The 18,473-nt window shown below is 66.2% G+C and carries 14 protein-coding genes and 1 other RNA gene; 7 read left to right on the forward strand and 8 right to left on the reverse strand.

The window, feature by feature from the left end; all coding sequences use genetic code 11:
• The first annotated feature begins 33 nt into the window (after positions 1-33).
• Positions 34-1,617: a ribonuclease Y gene (gene rny, locus Verru16B_RS08255; protein WP_069961837.1), complete on the forward strand. Its 1,584-nt coding sequence runs from the start codon at positions 34-36 to the stop codon at positions 1,615-1,617.
• Positions 1,618-1,714: 97 nt separating this feature from the next.
• On the forward strand, positions 1,715-2,068 hold the full coding sequence (gene queF / locus Verru16B_RS08260) for a preQ(1) synthase (protein WP_069961838.1): 354 nt from the start codon (positions 1,715-1,717) through the stop codon (positions 2,066-2,068).
• Between the two features lie 124 nt (positions 2,069-2,192).
• Here the strand turns inward: queF and hisN are convergent, their stop codons facing one another.
• Complete coding sequence (gene hisN / locus Verru16B_RS08265; RefSeq protein WP_069961839.1) at positions 2,193-2,960, reverse strand: histidinol-phosphatase; 768 nt, start codon at positions 2,958-2,960, stop codon at positions 2,193-2,195.
• A gap of 95 nt (positions 2,961-3,055) precedes the next feature.
• Here hisN and Verru16B_RS08270 point away from each other — a divergent pair, with 95 nt between their 5' ends.
• On the forward strand, positions 3,056-3,721 hold the full coding sequence (locus Verru16B_RS08270; RefSeq protein ID WP_069961840.1) for a 3'-5' exonuclease: 666 nt from the start codon (positions 3,056-3,058) through the stop codon (positions 3,719-3,721).
• Positions 3,722-3,779: 58 nt separating this feature from the next.
• Here Verru16B_RS08270 and Verru16B_RS08275 read toward each other — a convergent pair whose 3' ends face one another.
• The 3 genes from Verru16B_RS08275 to corA all read right to left on the reverse strand — a co-directional run bounded on the left by Verru16B_RS08275 (position 3,780) and on the right by corA (position 6,948).
• Complete coding sequence (locus tag Verru16B_RS08275; RefSeq protein WP_069961841.1) at positions 3,780-4,571, reverse strand: WecB/TagA/CpsF family glycosyltransferase; 792 nt, start codon at positions 4,569-4,571, stop codon at positions 3,780-3,782.
• Between the two features lie 46 nt (positions 4,572-4,617).
• Complete coding sequence (locus Verru16B_RS08280) at positions 4,618-5,829, reverse strand: MFS transporter (RefSeq protein WP_069961842.1); 1,212 nt, start codon at positions 5,827-5,829, stop codon at positions 4,618-4,620.
• A 147-nt stretch (positions 5,830-5,976) separates the two neighbouring features.
• A complete protein-coding gene (gene corA, locus Verru16B_RS08285) occupies positions 5,977-6,948 on the reverse strand; it encodes a magnesium/cobalt transporter CorA (protein ID WP_069961843.1) in 972 nt (323 codons plus the stop codon).
• A gap of 124 nt (positions 6,949-7,072) precedes the next feature.
• On the opposite strand from corA, the gene Verru16B_RS08290 reads away from it, so the two are divergent.
• Positions 7,073-9,142: a S46 family peptidase gene (locus tag Verru16B_RS08290; RefSeq protein ID WP_069961844.1), complete on the forward strand. Its 2,070-nt coding sequence runs from the start codon at positions 7,073-7,075 to the stop codon at positions 9,140-9,142.
• Between the two features lie 142 nt (positions 9,143-9,284).
• Here Verru16B_RS08290 and Verru16B_RS08295 read toward each other — a convergent pair whose 3' ends face one another.
• The 4 genes from Verru16B_RS08295 to gyrB all read right to left on the reverse strand — a co-directional run bounded on the left by Verru16B_RS08295 (position 9,285) and on the right by gyrB (position 16,487).
• Positions 9,285-9,764 (reverse strand): PTS sugar transporter subunit IIA, encoded by a 480-nt coding sequence (locus Verru16B_RS08295; RefSeq protein ID WP_069961845.1) that lies wholly within the window; start codon positions 9,762-9,764, stop codon positions 9,285-9,287.
• A gap of 74 nt (positions 9,765-9,838) precedes the next feature.
• Complete coding sequence (locus tag Verru16B_RS08300; RefSeq protein ID WP_069961846.1) at positions 9,839-11,287, reverse strand: hybrid sensor histidine kinase/response regulator; 1,449 nt, start codon at positions 11,285-11,287, stop codon at positions 9,839-9,841.
• 119 nt (positions 11,288-11,406) lie between these two features.
• Complete coding sequence (gene gyrA / locus Verru16B_RS08305) at positions 11,407-13,911, reverse strand: DNA gyrase subunit A (protein ID WP_069961847.1); 2,505 nt, start codon at positions 13,909-13,911, stop codon at positions 11,407-11,409.
• Between the two features lie 44 nt (positions 13,912-13,955).
• Positions 13,956-16,487: a DNA topoisomerase (ATP-hydrolyzing) subunit B gene (gene gyrB / locus Verru16B_RS08310; protein ID WP_069961848.1), complete on the reverse strand. Its 2,532-nt coding sequence runs from the start codon at positions 16,485-16,487 to the stop codon at positions 13,956-13,958.
• A 267-nt stretch (positions 16,488-16,754) separates the two neighbouring features.
• On the opposite strand from gyrB, the gene Verru16B_RS08315 reads away from it, so the two are divergent.
• From Verru16B_RS08315 to rpsT, 3 genes are all read left to right on the forward strand, one after another.
• On the forward strand, positions 16,755-17,462 hold the full coding sequence (locus Verru16B_RS08315; protein ID WP_069961849.1) for a zinc ribbon domain-containing protein: 708 nt from the start codon (positions 16,755-16,757) through the stop codon (positions 17,460-17,462).
• An RNA gene (gene rnpB / locus Verru16B_RS08320) (RNase P RNA component class A) lies at positions 17,463-17,870 on the forward strand.
• A gap of 237 nt (positions 17,871-18,107) precedes the next feature.
• Positions 18,108-18,371: a 30S ribosomal protein S20 gene (rpsT, locus tag Verru16B_RS08325; protein ID WP_069961850.1), complete on the forward strand. Its 264-nt coding sequence runs from the start codon at positions 18,108-18,110 to the stop codon at positions 18,369-18,371.
• Positions 18,372-18,473 lie beyond the last annotated feature (102 nt).

Genomic DNA, 18,473 nt, shown 5'->3' on the forward strand with positions numbered 1-18,473 from the left:
CCGGTCCCCGGACCTACCGTGGTCCTTCACGTGATGCTGACCGTCATCGCCGCCGCCAAGCAACTGAGCCAGTCTGCCGAAGCCGAAACCGCCCTGTGGGTTTTCGGCCTGGCGGTGGTGGCCGGCCTGGGCGCGGGGTATGGCGCCGTTTGGCTGCTCCTGCGGCAGACCCGCCGGCTCGCCTGTGAGAAGGCCCAGGCGCACCAGGACATGGCCAAACGTGAGGCGGCCGTCTCCGCGCAGGAAATGATCAGCAAGGCCGAGGAGGAGATCCGCAACCGCGAGGCCGAACTCAACCGGGACCTCGACCGCCGCAAGATCGAGATCGAGATGATGCTGCGCGAGATCCGCTCGCACGAGGAGTCGCTCGGCCTGCTCGACTACCAGCTGGAGCAGCGGCAGGAGCGTCTGGCCCGCGAGGCCGGCGCCATCAAGCAGGCGCGTGACGCCATGCGCGACCTCTCGAAGAGCCTGCGCAAGCGGCTCGAGGGCGTCGCCTCGCTCGACGGCGAGGAGATCCGCAAGCAGCTGCGCGAGGAAATCACCTTTGAGTGCCAGGAGGAGCTGAGGGCGCTGCGGAAGGACCTGCTCGAGCGTTCCGAGCAGGACCTCGTCCAGCAGGGCAAACGCATCCTGGTCGCGACCATGCAGCGGCTGGCGAGCAAGCCGAACAACGACATCACCGCCACGATCGTGCAGCTGCCCACGGAGGAAATGAAGGGCCGCATCATCGGCCGCGAGGGCCGCAACATCAAATCCTTCGAGGCCTCCACCGGCACCACGCTGCTCATCGACGAGTCGCCGCAGATGGTGCTGATCTCCTCCTTTGATCCCGTGCGGCGCGAAGTGGCCAAGCTGGCGCTCGAGGCGCTGGTGAAGGACGGCCGCATCCACCCGGCCAGCATCGAGGAGTCCGTGACCCGCGCCCGCACCGAGCTCGACCTGCACATCGCGCAGATCGGCGAGGAGGCCGTGGACCGGCTCAAGATCTCCGGGCTGCACCCCGAGATCATCAAGCTGCTCGGCAAGCTCCGCTTCCGCTTTTCCTACACGCAGAACGTCCTCGACCACTCCATCGAGGTCGCGCAGCTCTGCTCGATGCTGGCCTCCGAGCTGGGGCTCGAGCCCAACCTGGCCAAGCGGGCCGGGTTGCTGCACGACATCGGCAAGTCGATCGAGGGCGAGTACGAGGGCAGCCATGCGCTGATCGGCGCCGACTTCATCCGCCGCTACGGCGAAACGCCCATCGTGATCAACGCGGTCGCCGCCCACCACGAGGAGGTGAAGCCCGAGACGGTTTACTCCGGCCTCGTCATCCTCGCCGACGCCATCTCGGCCTCGCGCCCCGGGGCGCGCGCGGAGTCCATGACCAACTACCTGGAGCGCCTCGGCCGGCTCGAGCGGCTGGCCATGACGCTGCCGGGCGTGCAGCAGGCCTTCGCCATCCAGGCCGGCCGCGAGGTGCGCGTCGTGGTGCAGCCCAGCGTGGTGACCGACGACCAGGCCCACGCCCTGGCCAAGACCCTCAAGCTCAAGATCGAGCAGGAGCTGGACTACCCGAGCACGATCAAGGTCACGGTGATCCGGGAGCAGCGGTACACCGAAACGGCGACCTGAGGAATTAAGAAGGAAGAAGGAAGAATTAAGAAGGTTCTGATTCTTGCCTCCGGGTCATTTCTTAATTCTTACTTCATCCTTCATCCCTTTTTCTTCCATGGCCGACAAAAGCATCCTCGAAACCTTTCCCAATCCCGCGCCGAAGCGCGACTTTCTCATCGAGCACACGCACCACGAGTTCACCTCGCTGTGCCCGATGACCGGGCACCCGGACTTCGCCGACATCACCGTGCGCTACGTGGCGGACAAGACCTGCGTCGAGCTGAAGTCGTTGAAGCTCTATTTCCACGCCTACCGCAACAAGGGCATCTTCTTCGAGGGCGCGACCAACCAGATTTGTGACGACATCGGTGCTGCCCTGAAGCCGCGCAGCCTCACGATCATCGCGAACTGGAAGGCCCGCGGCGGCTTCAGCTCGCGCGTGACCTGCGAGTGGAAGAAGAAGCGTTGAGGAAAACGGGCCGGTTCTAGGGCGGGGTCGGCGAACCCCGCCTTTATTCGATGGCTAGGCCGCGTACGAGGCGGTGTTGCTGCGCCATCTCCGCCAAGCCTCCGTCGGCGACCCCGCCCTACAATCAAGCTTTCAGCAGCGCCAGCGCGGCCGCGTGCAGTTCCGGCGTGGCCGCCGCGACGGTGGAGGCCGCCGGATAGGCGGGGCCGCCGGACCAGTCGGTGATGACGCCGCCGGCGCCGCGGATGACGGGCACGAGGGCGGCCAGATCCCAGGGATTCATGATCGGATCGACGGCCAGGTCGGCCCAGCCGGTGGCGACCAGCAGGTAGGCGTAGGCGTCGCCCCAAGTGCGGCAAAGCCGGGTGGATTGGGCCAGTCGATCAAAGGCGGGGCCGTCCTGATGCTGGGCGGGCGTGAGCCAGTCGCAGGTCAGCAGGGTGGCCTCGGCCAGGCGGGTGGTCGGACGGCAGCGCACGGGGGCGCCGTTGAGGGTCGTGGTCACGCCATCGCCCACCACGAGTTGGCCGAGGATGGGCTGATGGATGCAGCCGAGGACGGGCTGGCCATGGTGGAGCAACCCGATGAGCGTGCCCCAGAGCGGTACACCGGTGATGAAGGATTTGGTGCCGTCGATCGGGTCGAGGACCCAGACCCACTCAGCGTCCGTGTTTTCCGGTCCGAGTTCCTCGCCGAGGATGCCGTGGGTGGGGAACCTGGTCCGGATCAGGCGGCGCATCAGTTCCTCTGCGCCGCGGTCAGCGAGCGTGACGGGAGAGTCGTCCGACTTGAGGTCGACGGCCAGATCGCGCCGTCCGAAAAGCGGCCGGATGAAGTCGCCGCTGGCCCGGGCGAGCTCGAGGGTGAAGGCGCGGTAGGGGGCGAAGTCCATGGAGGATTTGAAACCATGAAACACCCCAAACACACGAAAATATCCCGGCGCGTTTAGAAGTGATTTCGTGGGTTTCGTGTATTTCGTGGAGACCCATGCACTGGGCCGCCACACCGATTCATTTCATCGATTTCGAGGGAAATGCGACCTCGGGTATCCTGGAATACGGGGTGGTGACGCTGCAGGGCGGGGCGATCGCCGACACGCAGACGCGGTTGTGCCGGGCCACCGGGCGCATCGCGGCGGAGGAAACCCAGGTGCACGGGCTGAGCGCGGACGGGCTGGTGACGGAGGCGTATTTCGCGGCCGAGTGGGAGCGCTTCGCCCGGCTGCGGGAGACCGGGCCACTCGCGGCGCATTTCGCGCCGGTGGAGAATTCGCTGCTGCGCAAGGTGTGGCCCTACCCGCGGGAGGTGCCGGATTTCGCGCGCCCGGGGCAAACGGCCACCGAGTGGGGCCCGTGGATCGATACCGGCCGGCTGTACCCGCAGTGCTTCCCGCAGCTCGGCTCCGTGCGGCTGGAGGATCTGGTCCGCCGCAACGGCTTGCAGGTGGAACTGGAGACCGAGGCCCGGCGGTTTTGCCCGCCGGAACGTCGGCGCTACCATGCGGCGCTCTATGATGCCCTGGCCGGGGCGTTGCTCCTGCTGCATTTGCTGCGCCGGCCGGAACTGTCGGCCGCGACGATCCCGTGGTTGCTGCAGATGAGCACGCTCGACGGCGAGAAGCGCGACGCGCTGCAGCAGGGCGACCTGTTCTAGGTTCAGAAAATCGCGGAGCCGCGGAAGCGCGGAGATCCGGAACACCGCAATCCGTGCTTCAGCTCTTCGGCGTTTCCGCGATCTCCAGGGGATATTTCCTGAGCCCGGTAAGCTGCGCCAAGGTGCGGAGGACAAACAGCGGGTTGTGGACCAGGTAGCGGCGCCAGAGCCGGCGGGGCTCGGTGGCGAGGCGGTGGAGCCACTCGAGGCCGGCGCGCTGCATCCAGCGGGGGGCCTGGGGCACACGGCCGGAGAGGAAATCGAAGGCCGCGCCGACCCCGATGAGCAGGCCGGCATCAAGCGTGGAGCCGTGGGCGGCCATGAACAATTCCTGCTTGGGCGAGCTGAGGCCCACCCAGATCACATCGGGCCGGGTGGCGGCGGCCTGGGCGCGGAGTGCGGCCAGCTCGTCGGCGGTTGGATCGCGGAAAGGCGGCGTGCAGGTGCCCACCACTTGCAGGCCCGGATAGCGGGCGCACAGTTTTTCCTGGAGCTGCGCGGCCACGCCCTCATCACCGCCATAAAAAAAATGCCTCAGGCCGCGGGCGCGGCCCGCGTCGCACACGGCGGCGAGCAGGTCCGGCCCGTACACGCGGGTGATGGACCGATGGCCGTGCCAGCGACCCAGCCAGACCAGCGGCATGCCGTCGGGGGTGGTGAGCCACGCGCGATGATAGGCGGCGCGCAATGCCGGCAGGGTGCGGGCGAGGTTGACGTTGTAGGCGGTGGCGCAGCAAACGTAGCCGAGGCCGCGCTGGTCGCGGGCGGTCAGCACGAGGTCGCACGCCTCCGCCAAGGACAGGGCGGAGACGCCGGTGCCGAGGAGGTTGAAGCGCGGCGGGGAGCCCATGGTTGAGCCGAGCCTGCGGGGCCGGCCGGGGCCCGGCAATACCGGATCAAGCGGCGGGTGGCAGGGCCGAGCGGCTCCGGAGCACGGCGACGAGGCCGACCAGCACGAGGGCGAGCAGCAGGGCGAAGGCGGGGCGGGGCCCGCCGGCGGCGACGATCGCAATGACGGCGGAGGTCAGCACGGTGCGCAGGACGCGGTCATAGGCATGAAAGAAGGAACCGACGCGCCCCATGACCTTGTTGTCCACGAGATGCAGGATGGCCGCGCTGCGGGCGACGCGGCTGCCGGCGTTGCCGTAGCCGAGCAGCAGGGCGGCGACCAAGTAGGCACCGACCTGCGGGAACAGCACGAGCAAGGCGGCGCCGGCGGCGAACACCGCGATGGTGAAGGGGACAGTTTGCCGGGCCGAGTGCGTGGCGATGAGCCGCGGGAGGCTCAAGCCGGCGAGGATGGCGCCGGCGGCGAAAACCACCTCACCCGCGCCGAAGACCCACGCACCCGCGCCAAGGGTCTGGGCGATGTAGATCGGGAAAAGGTAGTTGCCGACCATCACGGCGATGAAGGGCAGGAGCGAGGCGGCGAAGAAGACGGTCAGGCGCGGCCGGTCGCGGAGCCAGGTCCAGCCCTCGCCTATCGCGCGCCAGGCCGAGGTCCGCGGGGCGGCGTCCGCCGTGAGATGGGTGGCTTGATAGGGGATCGTCGACTGGATCGCGAAGCTGAACAGGTAGGTGCCAGCATCGAGCAGCAGGATGGTGGAGAGGCTGACGTGCTCGACCAGCACGGCGCCGAGGCCACCCGAGATCATCATCGCGGTCTGGCCCTGGATTTCCATCAGGCCCATGAGTGACTGATACTGGGACCGGTCGAAGACCTGTTGCAGAAAGGCGAACTTGGCGGGGAAATGCAGCGTGTAGTAGAGCATGCCGCAAAAGTAGATGGCGCAGAGGGAGACGAGGTTGTAACCGCCCGAGAAGGCGCAGACCGCCGCCAGCGTGCCCATGGCGGCAAAGCCGAAGAGTTCGCTGCCGAGCAGCATGGTCTTGCGGGAATGGTGGTCCACCCACACGCCGTAGTAGGGCATGAAGAGGAACAGCACCACGGTGGTGACGAGCGTGACCGTGCCGTAGCTGGCGTTGCCCCCGGGTTGCTGGACGAGCAGCCATGGCACGGCGAACAGCGTGACGCCCGAGCCGATGGAGCCGGTGATATTGGCCAGCAGCAGGCGCCGAATGCGCGGGTCACGGAGGAGTTCTTTCATGGCAGGGCGGCGGGCAGGATTGCCGCAGGGCGACGGCTGGCAAGCGGGCAGTGCGGGGCGGGCGATACAGTGCGGTGGTGAAACCGACAGCGCACCCGCCTACATCCCCCAGGCGGGACTACGGCGCGATGATCCCGCGGCGCGGGATCAGAACCACTTCTTCCGCTTCAGGTAGATGGCGGTGAGCACCGTCGAGAACAGGGTGATGCCGGTGGCGATCTGGTAACCATGGGGGCTTTGCAGCTCCTTCATGTGCTCGAAGTTCATGCCGTACCAGGTGCCGATGACCATGACCGGGAGGGTGATGGCGGTGAGCGCGGTGAGGAACTTGATGCCCTCGTTGGCCTCGCCCGCGGCCTTGTTGAGGTAGATGTCGAAGCCCATCATCAGCCGCTCGTGGTAGCCGGTCACGGTCTCCTCGAGGCGGGTGAGGTTGTCGCGCAGGTCGCGGTAGTAGGGCAGGAGGGTCGTGCGGATGAACTTGCTGTCGCCCCGGGCGAGCCGGTCGATGATGTCGCGCTGCGGGCGGACGATCTGGCGCAGCTTGGTGAAGTCGCCGCGGACCTGGAGCAACTCGCTGACAAACTGCTTGTCGGCGTCGCGGGTGAGCACGATGTCCTCGATCTCCTCCAGCTCGTTGTGCAGCTCGGCGAGCATGGGGGTGTAGTTGTCGACGAGCAGGTCGAGAAGGGTGTGGGCGAGGCGATCGGGGCCGCGCGGGCCGGGGCCGACGTTCTTGGCGAGGCGCTCGGTGAGGGCGCTGACGGAGCGGAGCGCGGTGCGGTGGAAGGTGACGAGGAATTCCTTGCCGAGGAAGAGGTCGAGCTCGGTGGTCGCGAACTTGTCCGTGCGGTTGTAGTCCACGGCGTGCGTGACCATGAAGAGGTAGTCCTCGTAATCCTCGATCTTGGGCAGCGGGCTGGGGGTGACGCAGTCCTCGATGGCCAGCGGGTGAAACTGGAAGAGACCCTCGAGCACGGCCTTGATCTCCTCGTCGGTGGGGTTCTCGAGATCAACCCAGACGATGAGACCCTTGTCGGCCTGCACCAGGCGGAGGGCTTCGAGCTCCAGGTCGCGACCGACCAGCTTGCCTTCGCTGAAGATGAAGGAGTGGATCATGGAAGCGTGATGCTGGGGCGTCGCCGGGCGGTGGCAAGCCCGGCTTCGGCGGGCGGACGCATGGCGAAAGGGTTTGTCAGCCGGGGGCGAAAAGTGAAGCGTAGGGGCAAACAATCATCCGTCCATGACCCTGTCCTTCCCCCGACCCCGTCTCCTCATAGCCGTCCTCCTGCTCGCCACCGTGCTCCGCGCGGATGACGGCATGTGGCTCCTCACCAATCCGCCCTTGCAGGACCTGAAGGCGAAGTACGGCTTCGAGCCGACGCCGGCCTGGCTGGAGCATGTCCAGAAGGCCTCGGTCCGCATGAACAACGGCGGCTCCGGCTCGTTCGCCTCGGCGGACGGCCTGGTAATCACGAACCACCACGTGGCGTCCGATGCGATCTACAAGCTGAGCAGCACCGGTCACAATTACCTTGAGGACGGCTACCATGCGAAGTCCCGGGCCGAGGAGCTGAAGTGCACGGACCTGGAGCTGAACGTGCTGATGTCGATCGAGGATGTCACCGCGCGCGTCAACGCGGCGGTGAAGCCCGACCTGGCGCCGGCCGAGGCCAACGTGGCGCGCCGGTCGATCATGGCGGAGATCGAGAAGGAGTCGCTCGAGCAGAGCGGCCTGCGCAGCGACGTCGTGACGCTCTACCAGGGCGGCCAGTACCACCTCTACCGTTACAAGCGCTACACGGACGTCCGCCTGGTCTGGGCGCCCGAGCAGCAGGCGGCGTTTTTCGGCGGCGACCCGGACAATTTCGAGTTCCCGCGCTACAACCTCGATGTGACGCTCTTTCGCGTCTATGAGAACGACGCACCGGTGAAGGTGGAGCATTACCTGAAGTGGAACCCCGCCGGCACCACGGCCGGCGAGCTGGTGTTCATCACCGGGCATCCCGGCTCGACGCAGCGGCTCATCACCATGGCCGAGCTGGAGTATGCCCGCGACATCCAGGTGCCGAACGTCATGCGCTACCTCAAGAACCGCGAGGTGCTGCTGCTCAGTTACAGCGCGCGCAGCGAGGAGAACGCCCGCCGCGCGAAGGACGAGGTCTTCACCATCGCGAACTCGCGCAAGGTCTATGACGGTCGGATCTCCGGACTGCTGGACCCCGTCCTGATTGCGGCCAAGGAGGCCGAGGAGGCCGCGCTGAAGACCTTCGCCGCCGACCACCCGGAGCTGGGGGCCACGGATGCATGGGACAAGATCACCGCTGCGCAGCTGGTCATCGCCCGGCAGGCACTGCGCCACAACCTGCTGGAGGCCTATGCCTTCAACTCCGACCTTTTCGGCAAGGCGCGCTCGCTCCTGCGGGCCGCGACCGAGCGCGCACTGCCCAACGGCGAGCGCCTGCGGGAATTCCGCGACTCAGCCCGGACCGAATTCGAGCTGGCGCTCTTCTCGGAAGAGCCGGTCTACGAGGATTTCGAAATCCTGAAGATCAAGAATTACCTGGAATACATCGCCATGGAGCTGGGGGCCAAGGACCCGGTGGTGCAGGCCGCGCTGGGCGGCAAGGCGCCGGCGGTGCGGGCGGCCGAGCTGGTCACGGGGTCCAAGATCCATGACCTCGCCTTCCGGAAGAAACTTTACGCCATGTCGCCCGAGGAGCTGGCGCAGGTCGATGATCCGATGCTGGCGCTGGCCCGCGCGGTGGATGCGGAGGCCCGGGCGGGCCGCAAGGTCATCGAGGCGCAGGCCGAGGTGAAGCAACAGGCCCACGCCCGCATCGCCCGGGTGCGGTACGCCAAGGATGGGGACAAGGTCTCACCCGACGCCACCTTCACGCTCCGCCTCGCCTACGGCACGGTCAAGGGGCTGCAGCAGGACGGCGTGGACATCCCCGCATACACGGACATCGCCGGCACCTTCGTCCGGGCCACGGAGCGGAACAACGTGCCGCCCTTCAACCTGCCGGCCACCTGGCTGGCGGCGAAGGACCGGTTCAAGGGCGACACGCCGTTCAACTTCATCCACACGAGCTACTCCATCGGCGGCAATTCGGGCAGCCCGACGCTGAACCGGAACGGCGAGTTCGTGGGCATCCTGTTCGACGGCAACATCCACTCGCTCGTGTGGAACTACGCGTATTCGGACACGGTGGCGCGCTCGGTCTCGGTGGACGTGCGGGGCATCCTTGAGGCGATGCGCACCGTCTACGGGGCGGACGAACTCGTGGCCGAGATCCTCGGGACGAAGTAAGGTTTACGATTCCTGATTGATGAAGGCGGGGTCATTGACCCCGCCTTTTTCATTCTTCAGAGGGTCCGGGTGGGGAGCGGGGCCCGGCAAAAGAAAAAACCCGCGCGGAGCGCGGGTTCCACCCAGTCGGGGCCGGGAGCGGTTACTTGGCCGGGCCGAGAATTTTGCTCTCGAGGTCGAGCACGGTGGCGATGAAGGCCTCGGGGGTCGGGGCGGCGAGCAGGGCGGTGCGGCTGGACTCATCCTTGATCAGGCGGCAGAGCGCGCCGACGAGGATGAGGTAGTCGGTGGGATTGTTCTTCGGCGTGCCGAGGACGAACATGAGCTTCACGTTCTGGTTCGAGTTCTCGAAAAGGACGCCCTGCGTGCTCCGGCCGACGGCCAGGACGATCTTCTTCACGTGCTCGGTGCGGGCATGGGGCAGGGCGACCTCGTTGCCCAGGCAGGTGGTGTCGAGGCGCTCCCGGGCGAGGAGTTCGTTGTAGAAACCCTGGAAATTGGCGACGTTCGGATCGGCTTCGAGGAGCTTGGCGGTTTCCTGGAGGGCCGCGGTGCGCTTGGTGCTTTGCAGCGAAAGAATGATGCGCTCGGGCGAAAGCAGACTGGAAAGACGGGTGGCCATGGTCGACAGACGAAAAAGAGATTCACGGCCCCCGGCGAACGCAAGGACGGAGTGAGACGATCGGGGACGGGAACTCAGGCGGGAGGGCGGGAGGGCAGGGTGAAGTGGAAGCGGGACCCGCGGCCCTCCGTGCTCTCAACCTCCAGTTGGCCGCCCATGCGTTCGACCAGCCGGCGGCTGATGGCGAGACCCAGGCCGGTGCCGCCGAACCGGCGGGTGGTCGAGGAATCCGCCTGCATGAAGGGCTGGAAGAGCTGGCCGAGGCGGTCGGCGGGGATGCCGATGCCGGTGTCGTGCACCGCGAAGGTGAGACCGGCCGGCGCGGGGGTGAGCACGAGGGTCACCTGACCCTTGGCGGTGAACTTGAGGGCATTGCCGACGAGGTTCATCAGGATCTGGCGCAGCCGGGTGGGATCCGCGGTGAATTGCTCCGGGGTGCCGGGCTCGAATGTGCAGACCAACGCCAGCGACTTCTGCTCGGCGCGGGGCCGCAGCAGGGCGAGGGTCTCCTCGACCAGGGGCCGCAGCGGGAAGGTCAGCCGCTCCAAGTCAATGCGTCCGGCCTCGATCTTCGAGTAGTCGAGGATGTCGTCGATGATCCGCAGCAGGGTGTCGCCACTGCTCCGGATGATCTGCAGGAACTCCTTCTGCTGGTCGTCCAGCGGGGTGGATTGCAGGAGATCCGACATCCCGAGGACGCCGTTCATCGGGGTGCGGATCTCGTGGCTCATGACGGCGAGGAAGGCGCTTTTGGCGCGGTCGGCGGCTTCGGCCAGTTCCTTGGCGCGGCGGAGATCCTCGGTGCGACGGGCGTCGCGGTGAGCGGCGGCGGCGGCGGCGCGGCGGAGCCGCCAGACGACGAAGCCCGCAGCAAAGGACAAGGCCGTGACGCAGGCCAGGGCGGCGTAGGCGGCGTGACGGACACGGGCGAGCCGGGCGATGAAATCACTCAGCTCCAGGTCCACGCCAGCCACCCCAACACAGGCGCCCTGGGCGTCGTAGAACGGGGCGAAGCCGCTCATGAAGGTGCCTTGATCGTCGGTCACGGGCTGGGTGTTCGTCAGCACCTGTTGTTCGCGGAGCGCCCGAAGGAAATCCGGGTCATCCCCCGCGTAAGGCGTCATGATCGGGTCCGGCGGGTGCGGGGCGCGCGGGTCGGGCGCGGCTTGGTCGGTGCCCGTGACCACGAATATCCGGTCATCCCGCAGGATGGCGGTGTAGACATAAAAAAGGTCCGGGTTGGCGCGATGGAAGGCGACCATGGGCGCGAGCACCTGGCGATGGGCGGGAGAGCCCTGCTGGGCCGGGGAGGTTAGCGTGCGGTGCAGATCGCCGTCGATCTGGGCGGCGACCGAGCGGGCGAGGGCGGCCAGCTCATCGCGCACGGCGTCGATCAGGGCCTGACGGGAGAAATGATACACGAGGGCCAGGCCGATGCAGGAAACCAGCAGCACCGCCAGGCCGGCGAGAATGGCCTCACGCCAGGGACGGATGGTCGCGATGGTTGAGGGGGACGCGGGCATGGGCTAGACGGGACTATCGCCGGTTTCGGGCCGTTTGCAGGGACAAAATGGGGGCAAAAAAGGCGCGTCCCGGGGAGGGACGCGCCGGGGGGAAACCCGCGCGGTGCGCGGGTTCCACCTTAGGGAGTGGCCGGGGGCTCGATGGGCGGGGTGCTGTGGGCGGCCTGCTCCTCGTCGGTCTCGACGATACGGGCGACGCTGAGGAGCTTGTCGCCCTCGGCGAGGGTGACCAGACGCACGCCCTTGCCGCCGCGGTTGACCTCGCGGATCGTGTTCACCGGGCAGCGCACGCTCTGGCCCTTGGCCGTGAGGAGCATGATCTCATCGGTGTCCTTGATGCTGAGGGCGCCGGCGAGCTTGATCGAGCCGTCCTCGGGGAGGTCGATGGCCCAGACGCCGGAGCCGCCGCGGTTGATGAGGCGGTAGTCCTCAAACCGGGTGCGGACGCCGAGGCCGGCCTCGCTGGCGACGAGGAACTTGGCGGAGTGGTCGACGACCTCGATGACGTCGAGGTGGTCGCTGGCGAGCTTGAATCGCATGCCGGTGACGCCGCCGGTGGCGCGGCCGGTGGCGCGGAAGAGCTCCTCGCCGGTGTCGGCGTCGCGCTCGCGGAAGCGGACGGCGAGGCCCTGGTGGGAGACGAGGATGAGCTCGTTGTCGCCGGTGGTGAGGACGGTGCCGATGACGGTGTCGCCCTCGGCGAGGTTGATGCCGATGAGGCCGCCGTCGCGGGTGCAGTTGGCGTAGTCGGCGAGGGAACTCTTCTTGATGACGCCGCTCTTGGTGGCCATCACGAGGTAGCGGTCGGCGGCGAAGTCCTTCACGCAGATCATGGCGGCGATCTTCTCGCCCTCCGCGAGGCGGAGAAAGGAGGAGACGGACTTGCCCTTGGCGGTGCGGGTGCCCTCGGGGACATCGTAGACCTTCTTCGCATGGCACTGGCCAATGCTGGTGAGGAAGAGGATGTAGTCGTGGGTGCTCGCGGTGAAGAGGTGCTCAGCGAAATCCTCGTCGTAGGTCTCGGCGCCGATGACGCCCTTGCCGCCGCGCTTCTGGGCGCGGTAGGCGGCGACGGGGGTGCGCTTGATGAAGCCGAGGTGGGAGACGGTGATGACGCAGCCCTCGTTGGGGATGACGTCCTCCATGCGGAGCTCGCCCTCGGCGTCGATGATCTCGGTGCGGCGGGGGGAGGCGTATTTGTCCTTCAGCTCGAGGAGCTCCTTCTTGATCAGCGCGAGGAGCTTGGCCTCGGAGTCGAGGATGCCCTGAAGTTCCTCGATGAGCTTCATGAGCTCGAGGTACTCGGCCTCGATCTTGCCGCGCTCGAGGCCGGTGAGCTGGTAGAGGCGCAGCTCGAGGATGGCGTTGGTCTGGATCTCGGACAGCGGGTACTTCGCCATCAGCTTCTGCTTGGCCTCCTCCTTATCCTTGGAGGCGCGGATGATCTTCACGAAGTCATCCAGGTTATCGAGGGCGATGATGTAGCCCTCGAGGATGTGGGCGCGGGCCTTGGCCTGGGCGAGGCGGAACTGGGTGCGCCGGGTGATGACATCGCGCCGGTGGTCGATGTAGCACTCCAGGAGTTCCTTGATGTTCATCTGCTTCGGCCGCTTCTTGTCGAGGGCCAGCAGGATGACGCCAAAGGAGGACTCGAGGGCGGTCTTTTGGTAGAGCTGGTTGATGACGATCTGGGCCTGCTCACCACGCTTGAGCTCGATGACGATGCGGGTGTTCTCGTCGGACTCGTCGCGGAGGTCGCGGATGCCGTCGATCTCCTTCTCGCGGACGAGCTCGGCGATGCGGAGCACGAGCGTCGCGCGGTTCACGTTGTAGGGGATCTCGGTGATGACGATCTGCTCTCCGCCGCCCTTGAGTTCCTCGGTGTGGGCCTTGCCGCGGGTGCGGACGATGCCGCGGCCGGTGGTGAGGTAGGAGCGGATGCCGGCGCGGCCGTTGATGTAGCCGCCGGTGGGGAAGTCCGGGCCGGGGATGTACGTGCAGAGCTCATCGACGCTGATGGAGGGGCGGTCGATGATGGCGCAGGCGGCGGTGATGATCTCGCCGAGGTTGTGCGGCGGGATGTTGGTGGTCATGCCGACGGCGATGCCGGTCGAGCCGTTCATCAGGAGGTTCGGCAGGGCGGACGGGAGGACGGTCGGCTCGGTGGTGGACTCCTTGTAATTGGGCGCGAAGTCGACGGTGTCCTCCTCGATGTCCTTGAGGAGTTCCTCGGCGACGTCCTTGAGGCGGGCTTCGGTGTAGCGGTAGGCGGCCGGCGGATCGCCGTCGACGGAGCCGAAGTTGCCTTGGGGGTCGATAAGCGGGTAGCGCATGACCCAGGACTGGGCGAGGCGGACGAGGGTGTCGTAGACGGAGGAGTCGCCGTGGGGGTGGTAGTTCTTCAGCACCTCGCCGACGACACCGGCGCACTTGTCGAAAGAGCGGTTGTGGAGCAGGCCCTCGCGGAGCATCGCGTAGAGGATGCGGCGCTGGACGGGCTTGAGGCCGTCACGGGCATCGGGCAGGGCGCGCGAGATGATGACCGACATCGAATAGTCGATGTAGGCCGTCTGCATGATGTCGGTGATATTGGCCGACGAGAGTTTTTCGTTCGCAGTGTACACGTGGGGGGCGAAGGGCGGTAAAAGTGAGGGGCGGGCGGGACGGCTCAGACGTCGAGGTATTGGACGTTCAGCGCGTTGTCCTCGATGAACTGGCGGCGGGGCGGGACCTCGTCGCCCATGAGGAGGGTGAAGAGGGCGTCGGCCTTGGCGGCGTCGCTGATGTTGACCTTGAGGAGGCGGCGGTGGTCGGGGTCCATCGTGGTCTCGTAGAGCTGCTTCGGGTTCATTTCGCCGAGACCCTTGTAGCGCTGGATGGAGAGGCCCTTGCGGCCGTTGGCGCGGATCGTGGCGATGATGTCGAGCGGGGAGAAAAGGTTCGTCTTCGTCTCGTGCTTGGTCGCGAGGTTCTCGGTGAAGGTGTAGCGCGGCGTGGCGGACGGGGCGAAGGAACTGATGTCGAGGCCGGCCTTCGCGAGGGCCTTGAGGAGCTTGGTCAGCTCGTTGGCCTCGAAAATCTCGTGGATGGTCACCCGGCGCGTGGCGCCGGGGGTTTGGGATTTGGGATTGGAGGTTTCGGATCCCGCGACGGCGAGCAAGGGGTCGGGGTGGGCCTCCATGAAGGCGGCGCGGGCCTTGTCGTCGGCGAGGAACTGGTGGGACTCCTTGTTGCCCTCGCGAAGGCGGGCGATGTAGCGGGGGAGCTCGTGGGTCTCCTTGTTCTGCTGGTCGAGATACTCGGCGAGCGACGCGCCGTAGCGCGTGATGCCGTGGCCGAGTTTCTCGATCGCGGCGAGCATCTCGACGATCTGGTCGAGGACGGCGGGGGCGAGGGGCGGCGAGCCGGCCCCGGCGGGGGCGACGAGGATGTCCTCGGCGCCGAGCTCGAGGAGGATGCGGTTGAGCTGCTCGTCGTTGTCGACGTACTGCTCGCGCTTCTTACGCTTGATTTTGTAGAGGGGCGGCTGGGCGATGTAGACGTAGCCGTGGTCGATGATGCCCTTCATCTGGCGGTAGAGGAAGGTGAGCAGGAGGGTGCGGATGTGGGAGCCGTCCACATCGGCGTCGGTCATGATGATGATCTTGTGATAGCGGGTCTTCTCGATCTTGAAGGAGGAGTCGTCCTCGCCGGTGCCGATGCCGGTGCCGATGGCGGTGATGAGGGTGCGGATTTCCTCGTTGTTGAGGACCTTGTCGAGCTGGGCCTTCTCGGAGTTGATCAGCTTGCCGCGCAGCGGGAGGATGGCCTGGTAGCGGCGGTCGCGGCCCTGCTTGGCGGAGCCGCCGGCGGAGTCGCCCTCGACAATGTAGAGTTCGCAGATGGCGGGGTCCTTCTCGGAGCAGTCGGCGAGTTTGCCGGGGAGGCCGCCGGCGGAGAGGGCGCCCTTGCGGATGGTCTCGCGGGCCTTGCGGGCGGCCTCGCGGGCGCGGGCGGCGGTGAGGGCTTTCTCGACGATGCGCTTGGCAACGCCGGTGTTGGCCTCGAAATAGAACATAAGGCCCTCGTAGGAGAGGGAGCCGACGATGCTCTCGACCTCGGGGGAGAGGAGCTTGACCTTGGTCTGGGACTCGAACTTCGGATCGCTGTGCTTGATCGAGATGACGGCGGCGAGGCCCTCGCGGACGTCATCGCCGGTGATCTGCGGGTCCTTTTCCTTGAGAAGGTTGTTGGCCTTGGAGAACTGGTTGATGGCGCGGGTGAGCGCGCTGCGGAAGCCGGAGAGGTGGGTGCCGCCATCCGGGTTGTGGATGGTGTTGGTGTAGCAGAGGACGAGATCGTTGTAGCTGTCGTTGTACTGCAGGACGATCTCGACGTGGATCTCCATCGGCTTGTCGTCGAGGGTGGTCTTGAGCTCCTTGGCGATGCGGATGGGGGCGGCGTGCAGGGCGGTCTTGCCGGTGTTGATCTGCTTCACGAACTCGACGACGCCGTCCTTGTAGAAGAACGTCTCGGGTTTAGGCACGGAGGGGCGCTCGTCGAGGAAGTTGATGCGCAGGCCGGAATTGAGGAAGGCGAGCTCGCGGAGGCGCTGGGAGATGCGGTCGGCGACGAAGACGGTGGTCTCGCGGAAGATCTCGGCGTCGGGCTTGAAGCTGATGAGCGTGCCGGTGCCGGTGGCCTTGCCGATGACCTCGAGTTTCTTGGTGGTCTTGCCGCGCTCGAAGGTCATGTGGTGGATCTCGCCGTTGCGGGAGACCTCGACCTCGAACCACTCGGAGACCGCGTTGACGCACTTGGCGCCGACGCCGTGGGTGCCGCCGGAGAACTTGTAGCCGCCCTGGCCGTATTTGCCGCCGGAGTGCAGGGTGGTCATCACCAGCTCGACGCCGGGCAGGCCGGAGTCCTTGTTGATGTCGACGGGGATGCCGCGGCCGTCGTCGCGGATGGAGATGGAGCCGTCGACGTGGATGGTGACGTCGATCTTGTTGCAGTGGCCGGCCAGATGTTCGTCGACGGAGTTGTCGAGGACCTCGGAGACGCAGTGGTGGAGGGCGCGCTCGTCGGTGCCGCCGATATACATGCCGGGCTTCTTGCGCACGGCCTCGAGGCCTTTCAGCTGGCCGAGTTTGTTGGCGTCGTAGGACTCGGCACCGGGGTTGTTTTGAGCGGCGGAAGGGGCTTCGTTTTGGTCAGACATTCAGGTCAAAAAAGGGAGTCAAAAAGTTCTCGGATAACGCGGGTTTCGACAACGTTTTTCTCGATGAAAAACGAGGTATTTTCGGCCCGAAAAACACCTTTGCTAGTGGCTTGCCTGGGCCGACTTACCGGGGTGGAAAAATCGGCCCCAAAAGCGGTGGGTGCGCGGGGCGGCGGGGCAGAGCAAACAAGCGCGCCACGCCACAAAAATCGGCGAGCGGAGGGATTCAATTGACCGCTTCGTGGCGCCACCCACAGTGGCCGGACCATGGCTGCTTTCAGCATCGCGACATTGCTTGTGCTTCAGGAACGCGACAGTCGCCGTCTGGCGCTGGAGCAGCAGCTCAAAAGCGTGCCCCGCGAGGTGGCGGCGGTGGAGGCCCGGATTGCGGCGGAGAAGCAGGCCATTGAGGCGGCCAAGGCCGAGTGGCACGGGCTGGAGTCCAAGAAGAAGCTCCTGGAGATTGAAATCCAAGGAGCGCAGGGCAAGGCCGCCAAGTACCGCACACAACAGCTGGAAGTGCGTAAAAACGACGAATACAAGGCCCTCACGCACGAGATTGAGGCCACGGAGGCCCTGATTGGCGGATTTGAGGAGGAAGAGCTCAAGGTGATGTACCTGATCGATGAGGCGAAGAAGCGCTTTGCGGCGGCCGAGGCCGAGTTGAAGGCCAACATTTCGGGGCATGAGGCCCGGATCCGCACCCTGCGGGAGCGGGAGACCCAGGCGCAGGGTGAGTTGAAGGTCGCGGAGGAGGCGGTGGCGGCGGCCCGGCCCGGGGTGCCGGAGCCGCATTTGAAGATTTACGACCGGCTGGCCGTGAAGCCGGGGCATCCGGTCTGCGTAAACGTTTATGGCGGCAAATGCGGGGGGTGCCACCTGAAGGTGCCCACGCACATCGAGGTGCTGGCCAAGACGGGGCTGGAAATTGCCACTTGCGACCAGTGTGGTCGCATCGCTTACTGGCAACCCTAGTTTCGGAGCCTGATCTTCGCTCCGGGTTCATTGAACAAGGAGAGGAAAGTCCGGACACCACAGGGCAGGATTCCCCGCGAAAGGGGGGAAGCGGCGCGTCAAGGCGCCGCGATGGACAGTGTCACAGAGAATATACCGCCGCGCGGGCAACCGCGTGGTAAGGGTGAAAAGGTGGGGTAAGAGCCCACCGCGCCGAAGGCAACGACGGCGGCACGAAAAACCCAATCCGGTGCAAGACTAAATAGGCGGCTGGACGGCCCGTCCGATAGCCGCGGGTTAGTCGCATCCGGCCGGGTCCCGCGCAAGCGGCCCACGGCCGGGCAGGTCCGCCTCGGCGGATGTTGAGAGAAATGAAGATCGTGGCGCGCAAGCGTCGCACATAATCCGGCTTACCGGCTACGAGACTAGACCACATGCGGGGCGCGTTGCGAAAAGCGGCGCGCCCCGCTCCCGTTTTAGCCCCGCCGCACCGACCGCGGGTCCGGGGACCCTGGGTTCGCCCCGGGCAACCCGGTGGCCGGCCCCCCTCTGGCGTGGCCGCAGGCCGGATGCATTCCGCCCCCCCCCGGCTTCTCCGGGATGGAAATCTCCCTTGACTCACCGCCCTGCGTCTGAGTTCTAAACCGTTCCAAACCTATTTAGCCCATGGCCAACACCAAGTCTGCAATCAAAGCCGCCCGTAAATCCCTGCGCAATGCCGCGCGCAACCAGGCCACCAAGACCCGCCTGAAGTCCCTTGGCAAGGCCGTCGCCAAGGCCGCCGCCGGCACCGATGCGGAAAAGACCCGCGCCGCCGCCATCGCCTTCAGCTCGGCCCTCGACAAGGCCGTCAAGAGCAACGTGATCCACCGCAACGCGGCCTCGAATCACAAGTCCCAGATCTCGAAGTACGTCTTCGCGAAGAAGTAATTCGCGCTCCGCTTTTTTCCTGCCCCGCACGCCCACCGGCGGCGGGGCTTTTTGTTGGTCGGTTCTGCGGGGTTGAATTCACGGGCCCGATCCCTGTTCATA

The sequence above is a fragment of the Lacunisphaera limnophila genome (assembly GCF_001746835.1).
Taxonomy (GTDB): Bacteria; Verrucomicrobiota; Verrucomicrobiia; order Opitutales; family Opitutaceae; genus Lacunisphaera; species Lacunisphaera limnophila.